The organism is Caldisericia bacterium (genome assembly GCA_026414995.1).
Classification (GTDB): domain Bacteria; phylum Caldisericota; class Caldisericia; order B22-G15; family B22-G15; genus JAAYUH01.
In genome coordinates this window covers 37,354-50,586 of sequence record JAOAHY010000005.1, presented here as the reverse complement: position 1 = coordinate 50,586, position 13,233 = coordinate 37,354, and the positions used below count along the sequence as shown (strand labels likewise).

General features: G+C 26.1%; 14 protein-coding genes. 7 read left to right on the top strand and 7 right to left on the bottom strand.

Translation table 11 applies throughout. The annotated features are described in order from the left end of the window. The 6 genes from N3D74_03095 to N3D74_03070 all read left to right on the top strand — a co-directional run bounded on the left by N3D74_03095 (position 1) and on the right by N3D74_03070 (position 5,913). Entirely contained in the window at positions 1 to 870 is an 870-nt protein-coding gene (locus N3D74_03095; protein ID MCX8095160.1) for an MBL fold metallo-hydrolase, read from the top strand. Between the two features lie 264 nt (positions 871 to 1,134). Next, positions 1,135 to 1,260, top strand: coding sequence for a hypothetical protein (locus tag N3D74_03090; protein MCX8095159.1), 126 nt, complete (start codon positions 1,135 to 1,137; stop codon positions 1,258 to 1,260). Positions 1,261 to 1,339: 79 nt separating this feature from the next. After that, on the top strand, positions 1,340 to 3,667 hold the full coding sequence (locus N3D74_03085) for a xanthine dehydrogenase family protein molybdopterin-binding subunit (protein MCX8095158.1): 2,328 nt from the start codon (positions 1,340 to 1,342) through the stop codon (positions 3,665 to 3,667). Further along, a complete protein-coding gene (locus tag N3D74_03080; protein ID MCX8095157.1) occupies positions 3,664 to 4,497 on the top strand; it encodes an FAD binding domain-containing protein in 834 nt (277 codons plus the stop codon). The genes N3D74_03085 and N3D74_03080 overlap by 4 nt, the downstream gene beginning before the upstream one ends. A 4-nt stretch (positions 4,498 to 4,501) precedes the next feature. Then, complete coding sequence (locus tag N3D74_03075; GenBank protein ID MCX8095156.1) at positions 4,502 to 4,969, top strand: (2Fe-2S)-binding protein; 468 nt, start codon at positions 4,502 to 4,504, stop codon at positions 4,967 to 4,969. Next, positions 4,966 to 5,913 carry a glycerophosphodiester phosphodiesterase family protein gene (locus tag N3D74_03070; GenBank protein ID MCX8095155.1) on the top strand — a complete coding sequence of 316 codons (948 nt, stop codon included), beginning with the start codon at positions 4,966 to 4,968 and terminating at the stop codon, positions 5,911 to 5,913. The genes N3D74_03075 and N3D74_03070 overlap by 4 nt, the downstream gene beginning before the upstream one ends. On the opposite strand, the gene N3D74_03065 is transcribed toward N3D74_03070, so the two are convergent. Further along, positions 5,905 to 6,942: an NADH:flavin oxidoreductase gene (locus tag N3D74_03065; protein ID MCX8095154.1), complete on the bottom strand. Its 1,038-nt coding sequence runs from the start codon at positions 6,940 to 6,942 to the stop codon at positions 5,905 to 5,907. The two genes, N3D74_03070 and N3D74_03065, sit on opposite strands and share 9 nt — an antisense overlap. Continuing rightward, entirely contained in the window at positions 6,926 to 7,339 is a 414-nt protein-coding gene (locus N3D74_03060) for a GIY-YIG nuclease family protein (protein MCX8095153.1), read from the bottom strand. The genes N3D74_03065 and N3D74_03060 overlap by 17 nt, the downstream gene beginning before the upstream one ends. Before the next feature lie 50 nt (positions 7,340 to 7,389). Between N3D74_03060 and N3D74_03055 the strand changes: the two genes are divergently transcribed. Then, a complete protein-coding gene (locus N3D74_03055) occupies positions 7,390 to 8,082 on the top strand; it encodes an ECF transporter S component (GenBank protein MCX8095152.1) in 693 nt (230 codons plus the stop codon). On the opposite strand, the gene N3D74_03050 is transcribed toward N3D74_03055, so the two are convergent. The 5 genes from N3D74_03050 to N3D74_03030 are packed head-to-tail and all read right to left on the bottom strand — an operon-like array spanning position 8,075 to position 13,232. Further along, positions 8,075 to 8,998, bottom strand: a complete 924-nt coding sequence (locus N3D74_03050; protein MCX8095151.1) for a hypothetical protein — start codon at positions 8,996 to 8,998, stop codon at positions 8,075 to 8,077. The two genes, N3D74_03055 and N3D74_03050, sit on opposite strands and share 8 nt — an antisense overlap. 14 nt (positions 8,999 to 9,012) lie before the next feature. After that, a complete protein-coding gene (locus tag N3D74_03045; GenBank protein MCX8095150.1) occupies positions 9,013 to 9,624 on the bottom strand; it encodes a tRNA (adenosine(37)-N6)-threonylcarbamoyltransferase complex dimerization subunit type 1 TsaB in 612 nt (203 codons plus the stop codon). Continuing rightward, entirely contained in the window at positions 9,606 to 10,070 is a 465-nt protein-coding gene (gene tsaE / locus N3D74_03040; protein ID MCX8095149.1) for a tRNA (adenosine(37)-N6)-threonylcarbamoyltransferase complex ATPase subunit type 1 TsaE, read from the bottom strand. Before tsaE ends, N3D74_03045 begins: the two co-directional genes overlap by 19 nt. Continuing rightward, the gene (locus N3D74_03035; protein ID MCX8095148.1) at positions 10,033 to 12,387 is read right to left on the bottom strand and encodes an AAA family ATPase; all 2,355 of its coding nucleotides are present in this window, start codon (positions 12,385 to 12,387) and stop codon (positions 10,033 to 10,035) included. Before N3D74_03035 ends, tsaE begins: the two co-directional genes overlap by 38 nt. Then, positions 12,384 to 13,232 carry a DegV family protein gene (locus N3D74_03030; GenBank protein ID MCX8095147.1) on the bottom strand — a complete coding sequence of 283 codons (849 nt, stop codon included), beginning with the start codon at positions 13,230 to 13,232 and terminating at the stop codon, positions 12,384 to 12,386. Before N3D74_03030 ends, N3D74_03035 begins: the two co-directional genes overlap by 4 nt. Between the last annotated feature and the right edge of the window lies 1 nt (position 13,233).

Sequence of the window (13,233 nt, the reverse complement as noted above, 5' to 3'; positions counted from 1 at the left end):
TTGGAATTAGTAAGGATTAAAGAAGGAATATTTTTTATAAAAGATACAACTAACCTGCCTCTGTTTGAGGCAGGTTCTTCTTTTTATCTTATTGATGCACCAATAGATAAAGATAAAGCAAAGAAGGTTAAAAGAATAATTGAAGAAAATAATTTCAACATCAAAAATTTGATTCTGACACACCATCATGCTGATCATACAGGGGGTGGTAAATATTTAAAAGAAGCATTAAAATTAAAAACTTTTTCTACATCTTCTGAAAAAATTTTTATAGAAAACCCTATTTTAGAACCAATTTACCTAAATTTAGGTGGTAATCCACCTAAAGAGTTTCTAAATAAATGGGTATTGTCTGAGGGAGTTATAATAGATGAAGATATTTTTTCTCTAAAAAATGAAAATTTTAAAATAATTGATCTTTCAGGCCATTCAATAGGTATGATAGGAATTTTAATAGATAAAATTTTATTTTCATCTGATTCATTTTTTTCTAAACAAGTTTTAGAAAAATACATTGTTCCATATTTTCATTCATATTATAAATTTATAAAAAGAATGGAGGAGATCAAAGAGATAGATTTTGATTTTGTAATTCCTTCTCATGGAGATTTATATAATAAAGATGATAGTATAAAAATTATTGATGAAAATATTGAAATACTAAGATCAATTAAAGAGAAAATTCTTGATATTATTAAAGATTATGAAACAATTGAAAACATTATTTATCTATTGAATCTAAATGTAAATTCTTACATTGTTGCAAATTTAATAAAAAGTTCAATTTTATCTTTACTTAATGAAATGAAAGATATTGGGGAAGTTGAAATTGAAATAAAAAAAGGGGTTGTATTTTTTAAAAAAATTTAATTAAGATATTCTCAATTTGTGAAATTTATTTATGAATTTGATTCAGTTTTTCAAAATAATAAATTAAAATTTTTAGAAGAAATTTTAGTTAAGAATAATAAAAAATCGCTTTTTTGGATGTTTTAAAAATTGTTTTTTCAAAGTAAAAATAATGATCAAACATCATTTATAGAATTTAGATTTAAAGAATTTGAATCAACTATTAAAAGAATGGATTTTTTAAATGATTAAACTTTAATAAATTTACTTCTTGAAGAAGAAATAATGATAACAAGAGAAATTTATGAAATATTAATTGAAGAAAAAGACTCTTTAGTCTTAGGTTTATCTGATAAACCAAAACCTTCTTCATTTTCAAAAAAAATTCATCTTTATCTCCTCTTCACTTAAAGAAGATGAAGGTTTTTCCATAATATACAATTGAATAAATACAAAATTGAATTTAAAATAAAAATATGAGGGAGGTTTTATGAGTGAATACAATTATATAGGTAAAGAAATTAATAGGTTAGATGGGATTTTAAAAGTTTCTGGAAAGGCAACTTATACTAATGATCTTTATTTTCCAGATCTTCTTTACGCAAGGATATTAATAAGCCCACTTTCTCACGCAAAAATAAAATCAATAGATATAGAAGAAGCAAAAAAGATAGAAGGTGTAAGGTCTATATTATTAGGTAAAGATTACCCAATACTCTTTGGAATATATTTAGGAGATAAACCACCTCTTGCAATAGATAAAGTAAGATATTTTGGAGAACCGGTTGCAGCAGTTGTTGCAGATAGTGAGGAGATTGCAGAAAGAGCAATTAAATTAATAAAAGTAGAATATGAACCACTTCCTTTTGTGGGAAATCCTCTTGATGCATTAAAAGATAATGCACCAATTATACATGAAGAAATGGAAAAATACTCTCATATATCAAGTATTCATCCAGAACCAGGTACAAATATTGCAAATAGAACAAAAATTAGAAAGGGTGATATAGAAAAAGGTTTCAAGGAGTCAGATGTAGTAATTGAAGAAGAGTTTTGTCTTCCACCAGGCGATCATGTTGCAATGGAGCCAAGAGCTGTTATAGCAGAAATTTTGCCTGATGGTATGGTTATTATTTACTCTTCAACTCAAGCACCTTTTGTTGTTAGAAATTTATTGAGTAAATTTTTTGGAATTCCACATGAAAAAATAAGAGTTATTGCTCCAAAAGTTGGTGGTGGTTTTGGTGGAAAAGCAGGAATTCAACTTGAGGGTTTAGCATTAATTCTTTCAAAGAGTGTTAATGGAAGAAAAGTAAAACTTGTTAATAAAAGAGAAGAAGATTTGATTTCATCTCCTGGAAGAATAGGAATGTATGGAAAGATTAAAATTGGTGCAAAAAAAGATGGAAAATTAGTAGCAATGGACATATTATATATATTTGACTCAGGCGCATATGCAGATTATGCAGTAAATATTTCAAGAGGTGCTGCGGTTTCTTGTACTGGACCATACAATGTTCCAAATGTGAGATGTGATTCATTATGTGTTTACACGAATCATCCATTTGCTACTGCATATAGAGGATTTGGACATATTGAACTTTCTTTTGCAATTGAAAGAGCGATGGACATTTTAAGTAAAAAACTAAATATAGACCCAATTGAGTTAAGGTATATAAATGTAATAAAGAAGGGAGACACAACTCCAACAAATCAGTTAATGGATGATTCAACTGGAGATTTAAGGAAATGTATTGAGAAAGCGAAAGAATTAATTAAGTGGAATGAGGGAAGTTATTTAAAAATTGATGATAATAAGGTTAAAGCAAAAGGTTTTGCATGTTTTTGGAAACCCCCAATGATACCTCCAAATACAGATGCTGGAGCAATTATATCTTTTAATGAAAATGGATCTATAAATGTTAATGTTGGAGTTGTAGAAATTGGTTCTGGAACTCAAACTGGTTTAGCACAAATTGTAGCATCAAAATTTAAATTAGATATTTCAAAGATAAATGTTGTATCTGAAGTTATAACAGATCGATCTCCTCATGATTGGACTACAGCAGCGAGTAGATCTCTTGTTATGGCTGGAAGAGCAGTAATTGATGCTTGTGATGATGCGATAAATCAAATTAAAGAAGTTGCATCTCAGGTTTTAAGATGTCCAAAAGAGGATTTAGATATAAAAGATGGGAAAGTTTATGTATTGGGAGCAGAGCATAAGTTTTTGGAAATTAAAGATATAGCTTTAGGTTATGTTTATCCAAATGGAAATGCTATAGGAGGTCCAATAATTGGAAGAGGTAAATATATATCAAGATTTTTAACGGATATAGATAAAGAAACAGGAAGAGGTGATCCTTCACTTGAATATACAATGGGTGCTGAAGCAGTTGAAGTTGAGGTTAATTTAAAAGATGGAAATTATAAAATTTTAAAAGCTGTATGTGTTATTGATGCTGGTAAAGTAATAAATAAAAAACTTGCAAAACATCAATTTATAGGTGGAATTCAAATGGCAATAGGTTTTACAACAACCGAAGGTTTTATTTTTGATTCAAGAGCAAGAGTCTTAAATTATTCATTAAGAGATTTTAAAATTCCAAGATTTGGAGAACATCCAGAATATTTAGTTGATTTTGTTGAAACCACACAACATGATGGGCCTTATGGAGCAAGAGGAATAGGAGAAGAGGCAATTTTAGGAATTCCAGGAGCACTTTCAAATGCAATATCAAGAGCGATTGGTAAAGAAATTAAAAGATTACCAATAACATTTGAGAAAGTTTTTAATAAAATAAAGGAGGAAAAATGATTTCAAAAGACTTAATTTATATTAAACCAGATAATTTAAAAGAAGCTTATGAAATATATATAAATTATAAAGGAAAGGGTCTAAATCCTTATTATTATAGTGGTGGTACTGAAATTATCACTTTTACTAGGAGAAGGCTTATAAATCCTGATGTTTTAATTGATTTAAAAAAAATTAGAGAATGTATTGAGATTTATTTTGATAATGGAAATCTAATAATTGGTTCAACTGTTTCTTTAAATAAATTAATAGAGGCTAATTTTTCAAATATAATTTCAAAATCAATAAAATATGTAGCTGATAGAACCACAAGAAATAAAATAACAATTGGTGGAAATATTTTAGGTCAACTTCCATATAGAGAAGCAGTTTTGCCAATGCTCATTTTTGATGCGAAAATAAGATTTTTTGGACTTGAGGGATTAAAAGAGATAAGTATAAATGAAATATTTGACAAAAATTTAAAAATAGAAAAAGGAGATATTTTAGTTCAATTTGTAATCAATAAAGAGAAACTAAATCTTGATTATTATTATGATAGAAAGGTTTTCTATTCAAGAGTTGATTACCCAATAATATCTACTCTTTTTTTGAATGAAAATGAAAATTTAAAATTTGCAATTACTGGTGCATTTAACTTTCCGTTAAGAGATAAAAAGGTAGAAGAAATATTAAATAATAGTGACATGAATTCAAAAAATAAAATTGATAAAATTGTTGAGTATCTTTTACCTTTATTCAAATCAGATTTTAGAGCATCCAAAGAATATAGAATAGAGCTTTTTAAACTTATCTTAGATGATGCTTTGAGATATTTTGGGAGGAGTTAAAATTATGAAAATTTATGAAGGTTTTATAGAGAAAAATTTTAATATTAATGGAGAAAAGAAAAGAATTTTAATAAAAACAAATGAAACATTATTAAGGGTGATAAGAGAAAAAATTGGATTAACAGGAACAAAAATTGGTTGTGAAAATGGAGATTGTGGTGCATGTACTGTTTTGATAAATGATATTCCGTTCAAATCATGCATGATATTAGCTATAGAATTGGATGACGAAGACAAAATAACTACCATTGAAGGAATTAATGATAATAGAATTAAAGAGGCATTCATTGAAGAAGAAGGTTTTCAATGTGGTTTCTGTACTTCAGGATTCATTGTTAATGTATATTCATTACTTAAAAAATATGAAAAGCCTGATGATGAAACAATAAGAGAATATCTTGAGAGTAATTTATGTAGATGCACAGGATATCATGGAATAGAAAATGCAGTAAAGAAATTAATTAATAGATGATAATAATTGGACATAGAGGTTGTTTTTATGAAACAGAAAATACAATAAAAAGTTATCTCAAAGCATTTGAATTAGGTGCAGATGGTATAGAAGTAGATATACAGAAAACATTAGATGATAAATTAGTAATTTCACATGATATTAATTTAAAAAGAGTTTTTGGAATAGATTTTGATATAAGAAAAAATGATTTTAATTCATTGAATAAGAATAATTTAAAAGATAAAATTCCAACTCTTGAAGAAGTTTTACAACTTGTTAGGGATAAAAATAAATTTGTTGATATTGAAATAAAAAATAGAGAAGATTTTAGGTTTGTACTTGATTTAATTAAAAAATTTAATTATGAAAATTTAATTGTATCCTCTTTTTATCATAAAGAGATTTATGAATTTAAAAAAATTTATAAAGATATTAAGTTTGCATATCTATATGTTCATGTTCCAAAAAGTATAAAAGAATATCTAAATGAAGTTAATTATTTAAAACCAAATATAAATTATTTAGTAAGTGATTATAAAAATTATTATGATAGAATAATCCCATGGGTTGTTAATGAAGATAATGAAATAGAATTGATAAAACTATATAATCCTTTAGGAGTTATAACCGATTTTCCAGAAAGATTTAAAAATAAAAAAAAGATAGAAAATAAATACATTCAATATTTATTAAAACTTATTGTTAAAGAGGAGAGTTTTTATAGAGAAAATGAAATTGTTTTGACTTTAGTAAATTCTTTAACAGATTTCACTATTGAAAATATTAAAATTGATGAAAAAAGGATTGTTATAGATAAAAATTATCCCTTTATATGGAAAGTTAATGAAAAAATAAAGATTAAAATTGATAAATTTTCAATATTAGATAAATTAAGATTTAATATAAAAGAAATTGGTACTGTTGAATTTTATCTAAAAGAGTTTATAGAATACTTATCTTAATACAACTTTTGCTTTCTCTATCCAATTTTTATCAGATAGAAGAGCTCTTCCAATTCCAACAGTATCACAATATCCATTTTCAATAAGATAATTAGCAAAAGTTGGTGTTTTAATACCACCTGTTAAATTAATTGGAATCTTTACTATTTCTTTTAATTTTTTACTATATTCTTTAAAATATCCTTCATAACCCCATATTTCCTTAGGTCTACTTCCAGAATATCCACCAGTAACATCAATCATATCAACTTTTAATGATACTTCTTTTCCAATTAATAAACCATCTTCAAGTGTTAATCCATTTTCAAAAAATTTAAATTGTGGAGGATTATCACTTAATGGCAATCTAACTGAAATTAATTTATCTTTTATTTTAGATTTAACTTCATCTATAATTTCAAAAAGAATTCTTGCTCTATTTAATGGAGTTCCTCCATATTCATCTTTCCTTTTGTTTATCATTGGTGATAAAAATTGATTAATTAAAAATCCATGGCCTGCATGAATTTCAATCATATCATATCCAGCTTCTTTTGCTCTTCTTCCTGCTTCTCCAAATGATAAAATTATTTCTCTAATTTTTTCTTTTGATAAATCTTCTTCGTTTATTGATTTAAGAGGTTTTCTTGTATCTTCATCATCTTCAAAGACAAAATCGCTTTCTTCTTTATTTTTAAGCATATTTTTTAATTCCGGTATTTCATATAAATTTGACCCTGAATGATTTATTTCAATAGCAATTTTTACTCCATTTTTATGAACCTCATCAACGAGTTTTTTATGTCCTTCAATAAAAATATCATCTGATAATAAAAGTTGATTTGGCATAACTCTTGATTCCTTTGATGGAAAAACATTTTCAGTTATTATTAGACCCATTCCAAGTTTTGACATATCAACATAATAATTTAGTACTACATCATTAACAAAGCCAGTTGTTTCAGGGTTTTTTACTGCAAGTGGTGGCATAATAATCCTGTTTTTAATTGTCATGTTACCAATGTTTAACTCATTAAAAAGAGTGCTCATAAAACCTCCTAATAGTAATAGATTTTAATAAAGATTTAATATCTTTTAAATTTCTAAAATAATATAAATGTGAATTACAAAAACAATCTGATGATCCAAATTTTTCAATGAAACTTATGTTTTTTGAATAAAACATTTTTGATAATTCACATTCTGAAAGATTTTTAATTAAATAAATTTCTTGAATTTTAAAATTATTATTTGTTGTTAAATAATCAATATGCCAAAATATTTTCTTTTTTTCTTTAATGTGTCTTGATATTCTTGAAATAATTTTCCTCTTTCCACTTCCAATATATGCATAATATCCCTTTTTAAAATTTATAGTTTTTAAAATACCAACAGGTATTGATATATTTCTTTTTAGTTTTAAAATTAAAATGTATGTTTTAAACATAATTAATTTAATTTTAATATCTTATAAGGGGAATTTTATAGGAGGGAATCATGAACACAAAGATTAGAGAGATAACTCTCGTTGGTGTTTTAGGAGCAATAACAATTATTTTAGGATTTACACAATGGGGGTACATACCACTTCCAACTCCAGCAGGTGCTGCAACAATTATGCATATACCAGTTATTATAACTGGTATTGTTTTAGGTGCAAAATATGGAGCACTTGTTGGAACTATTTTTGGAATTTCAGTTGTATATGCTTTTGGATCAATGTTTCCAATTTGGGTTTTATTTCCTGCAAGACCTTTAATTGGAGTCTTTTCAGCATTTGTTTTTTATTCACTATATAAAATTTTAAAACAAGAAAAAAAGCTAAATTCTATAATTATACATTTAATTGTAAGCATTATTTTATTTTTAATTATTTTTTGGATTATTCAACAGTATATTAAAATTTATTATATTTCTGCTGCAATTTCTTTTGTTCCTGCAGTTTTATTTTATCTTTATATATCAAAAGGGAAACCTTTAATTGTTTCCTTAACTTTAGCTTCTTTTATAGGAAGTATAACAAATACTATAATAACCCTTGGATTAGGTGTAATTTTTAAAGTTATAAATTTACAACAAGCAATCAGTGTTGGAATAATTCATGGAATTCCAGAAGCGATTGTTGCAATTGTTCTTTGTGTTCCTATTTCAATGTATCTATTTAGATATTTAAAAAAAGAATTTACTTAACATCAACCCATCTACCGATAATCGGTATTTCAATAATTTTTCCATCCTCTACCTTTTTATCAAATACTTGGATAAACAAAGAATTAGTATTTAAGGTTTCAATTGCTGCAATATTTACTTTTTTAACTTCTCTGTTAAATAGAGGATCAAACACATAAGGGACATTTGGATTAAAGAGAATCATATATTGAACATATAAATCCCACATTAATGTTTCAAGCTCCTCTGATGCAAATATAACCTTATCTTTTAATATTTCTTTTGCTTCCTTTCTTGTAATTAAATAATTGTGCGATGGAAGACCTCCTGATAAAAGTTCTATAATTTCTTCTTTCTCTTTATCATTATAATTACTATGAGATAATAATCTATTCATGATATGTTTTATCAAAGACCAAGATCTATTTACTGTTCCAATAACAAGTGGGTGAAGATTTTCGAGTAAACTTTTAAAAATTTCCTCTTTTTTTTCAATTCCTACTTTATCTACAAATTTAAAAAATGATATTAAATCTTGAACTGCAACAAAAGTAATTTCACCTTTTGGATCTTTAGGATTAAGTGGTGATCTTGTTTGCGGATCTACTGGTGTTAATTCTGACATTTTTCCCATTATTATTTCATCAGCACCAATTGCTATTAAAGTTCCTGCAGAGTGTGCTCTATATGGAATTAAAACAGAAAAATGTTTTGAAAATTCTCTCATAATTGAAACTATCTTTGGAGGGATTTCAAGAATTCCACCAAAGGTATGTAAAAATAGATCTAAGTTATCTACCTTTCCTAAAACTCTTAAATGATTATATAAAACTTCAACTGCATCTTGGGCAATATTTGAATTTGGTCCAAGAAAGTAAACAAGAAGTTTAGAATTTCTTATTTTTTCTATCTCTCTAATTAAACTTTTTCTATCCATTAATTTCCTCCAATTTATTTAAATTTTTTAAAAATTGATTCAGCATCTTTAAGATAAAATGGATTTAAATTTTTATAGTTAAAAACTTCTCCCATTTTAAATTTATTTAATCCAATTTTTCCAAGCATATAAGTATCTATATTTAGATAAATACCTATTTTGAATTCGCTAAACAGATAATACTCTGGAAAAATTATTATTTTATCTTTTGAGACATTTAATAATTCATCAATTTTTATTATTTTAATATTCTCTCCATCAAAAGTGATGAGTTCCTTAATTCCTGCATTAATAACAATAACATAATTTTTTATATTAATACTTTCTTTTATAACTTCAAATACATCAATTGATACAACTGGTATTTTAAAAATATAATTAATTGTTTTTGCAAATGTAAAACCTATTCTTAAACCTGTAAATGAACCAGGACCTGATAAAATTGTTAAAAAATTTAAATCTTTGATATGTTTTCCAGAATTTTTTAAAATTAAATCAAGTCCAAATAAATGTTCATTTTTTCCTGTATTAGAAAAAATCCAAGAGTATCCAGATAAGAACTTTTCATCTTCTAAAAGAGATATGCTATATGGTTCAATTGCTGTATTTAAAGAAACATGAAGCATCTTTTAATAATCTCTTCTCCTTTTAATGTAATTTTTATATTTCTCTCATTCTCGCTCAAAATTTTAATTTCTATATCAATTAAATCAAAATCTTCAAAAAAATTATATACTTTTTCAGCCCATTCAATTGCGACTACTCCGTTATTCAAAAATTCATTTAAACCGAGTTCAAAAATTTCATTACCTTCAATTCTATACAAATCTATATGATATAATATTAATTCCCTTCCTTTTAGTTCATTAACTATAATAAAAGAGGGTGATTTAACATCTTCATTAACTCCAATTCCTTTTCCAATACCCTTTATTAATGTTGATTTTCCTGCACCAAGTTCGCCTCTAATAAGAATTAAATCACCCCTTTTTAAACAATTTGATAATTTTTTTCCAAAATTAATTGTTTCAGAACTACTTTTTGTTTTTATCTCTAACTCTTTTTTCTTCACCGAATTTCTTATAAGATATTGCTAATTTATATAATTCTTCATTTACTCTCTTATCTATTTCTTCGATTTTCATACCTGTTAAAATTTCTAAACCTTCTTCAATGGTTGATATTGCATAAATATGGAATTTACCATCTTTTACAGCGTCTATAACCTCCTTTTTAAGCATAAGATGTTTAACATTTGTTTTAGGGATAATTACTCCTTGTTTTCCTGTTAAACCTTTTATTTTACAAGTATCAAAAAATCCTTCAATTTTTCTATTAACACCACCAATGGGTTGAATCTCTCCTTTTTGATTAACTGATCCTGTTACTGCAAGATATTGTTTTATAGGCAATTTTCCTATACTTGAAATTAATGCATACAGTTCTGCGCTTGAGGCAGAGTCTCCTTCAACCTCTTCATATGATTGTTCAAAAGTAAGGGTTGCTGAAAGAGATAGAGGTTTATCTTTTGCATATCTTTCTCCAATATAACCTGATAAAATCATCACACCTTTATCATGAATTCTTCCTGAAAGTTTTACTTCTCTTTCAATGTTAATGATACCCTTTGCACCCATAGAGATATCTGCTGTTATTTTTGTCGGTTTTGCAAAATCAAAATCTCCAATTGAAATTATAGCAAGTCCATTTATCTGTCCTATTTTTTCTCCATCAACATCTATAAGCAGTGTTCCATCTTTTATTAATTCATGGATTTTATTCTCAATTAAATTTGACCTATAATATTTTTCATCTATTGCTCTTTTGATATGTATTGCATCTATATAATTTGAGTTTTCTTTTTGAGCCCAATAATTTGCTTCAGTAATTAGATCTCCTATAAGTTGAAATCTTGTTGTTATTTTTTCTTGATCTTCTACAATTCTTGAACCATATTCAATTACCTCTTTAACTGCTTCTTTTGTAAGATGCTTTAAATTCTCTTTTTTAACATAACTAGTAATAAAATTGACATATTTATTCATATTTTCTTCATTTCTATCCATTTCAGTATCAAATTCAGCCTTAACTTTGAAAAGTTTTTTAAAATCTTCATCGTAATAATAGAGAAGATAGTATATGTAAGGAGTTCCTATTAAAATTACCTTAACATCAATAGGAATTGGTTCTGGTTTAATAGATACTGTTGGAACAATTTTTAATTGTTCCAGAGGATTTTCAATTATAGATTCTTTATTTTTTAGAGTTCTTTTTAATGCATCCCAAGAGAATTGATTTAAAAGGAGATCTAATGCGTTTATGATTAAATATCCACCATTTGCTTTATGAATTGACCCTGATTTTATTAAATTGAAATCTGTATACATAACACCCATTTTTGTTTCATACTCAATTCCACCGAAAAGATTAAAGTAAGTTGGATTTGTTTCATAAATAACTGGTGCCCCTTTTGTTTTTGAATTATCAACAATTACATTTATTTTATACCTTCTTAAAAATTCATCACCATTCTCTTTTGGTGATTTAAAAAAATTTAAATTATTTATAATATCTTCTTTTAATTCATCTAAATAATCACTCACTTCTTGAACATCATTATATTTTTCTTTTAAGTCTTTAAGGAGATGTCCTATTGCAAAAACAGCAATTTCAATGTCAAGTTCGTTTAAATTTTCAATTATTTTTTTATCTATTTTTTTTATCTTTAAAACAACTTCATTTAACTCTTCAAGAAGTTTTTGTCCTTCTTCTTGAATTCTCTTTTGTTCTTCTGGTGTTAATTTCTGAAAATCTTCAGGTTTTAATGGTGCTCCATCTTTAAGTGGTATTGTTAAAACTCCAGTAGGGGTTAACTGTATTAAAAAACCTTTTTCTTTTGCAATATTCTCGATTTCAAGAAGAATATTTTCTTTTTCTATTTGGAATCTTTTAACTATTTCATTTCTTCTTCTTTCATAATCTTCTGTTTCAAATGCTTTAGGAATTGTTTTTCTTATAGTTGAAATAAAATCATCAACATCTTTTGCAAAACTATTACCTTTTCCACTAGGAAATTTTATAAGGTTTGGTCTGTCAGGATCTTTAAAATTATAAACATAACAAAGATCATCAGGTGTTTTTTCATCTTTTGCTTTATCACTTACAATTCTTCTAACTGCGGATGTTCTTCCTGATCCAGAGGGACCTGATACAAAAAGGTTATAACCATCAACTTTTATATCAAGTGCAAAATTGATACTTGATAGCGCCCTTTCCTGACCTATCAAATATTCAATAGGTTGAATCTCTTCAGTTGTTTTAAATTTAAAAAATGAAAGATCACACTCTTTTTTTAATTGATTAGGTTTTAATTTATAATTTTCAATCATACCTCCTCCTCAATAAAATTTATTGCGACTCCCAAAGAACCAGGTCCAGCATGAACACCAAGAGCAGAGCTTATAAGTTTTGTAAAAGAGAAACTAGGTTTTATATTTTTTAAAATTTCATCCTTTACAAAATTTATTTCATCTTCAGCATCACCATGCAAAAAAGCAATTTCAAAATTTTTAACATTTTTTAAATGGTCCAAAACATTTTTTATCAATTCTTTTATAGAATTCTTTCTTCCCCTAATAAGTTTGTGTATCTTAGGTAAACCATCTTTCATAATAAGAATTGGTTTGATATCAAGAATATTTGATACTATAGTTTTAATATCTTTAACTCTACCTCCTTTGTGTACATATTCAAGAGTATTAAGAGTAAAAATGAGTTGAACTTTTTCTATAAATTCACTAAATTTTTTCACAATTTCATTTCTTGAAAAACCCTTTTCAATGAGTTCTTGAACTCTTTTTACAATAAAACCGTATGATGCTGAAATATGATTAGAATCAAGAACATCTATTTTATTTTTGTCTACCTCTTCCTTTGCAATTTTTGCAGTATTAACTGTACCAGAACCTTTACCAGTTATATGTATTGAAATTACTTCATTACCTTTTTCAATTAAATCTTTATAAACATTTATAAAATCTTCAAGAGGTGGTTGCGAAGTGTTAATATTTTTGTTTTCTTTTAAAATATTAAAAAATTCTTTTCCTTTAATATCAACTCCATCTTTTAAAAATTTATCATTTAATTTTAAATATAAAGGTATAACCTTTATATCTTTTTCTTTTAAATAATCATCTGGTAAATCACAACCAGAATCAATGACTATTTTTATCATA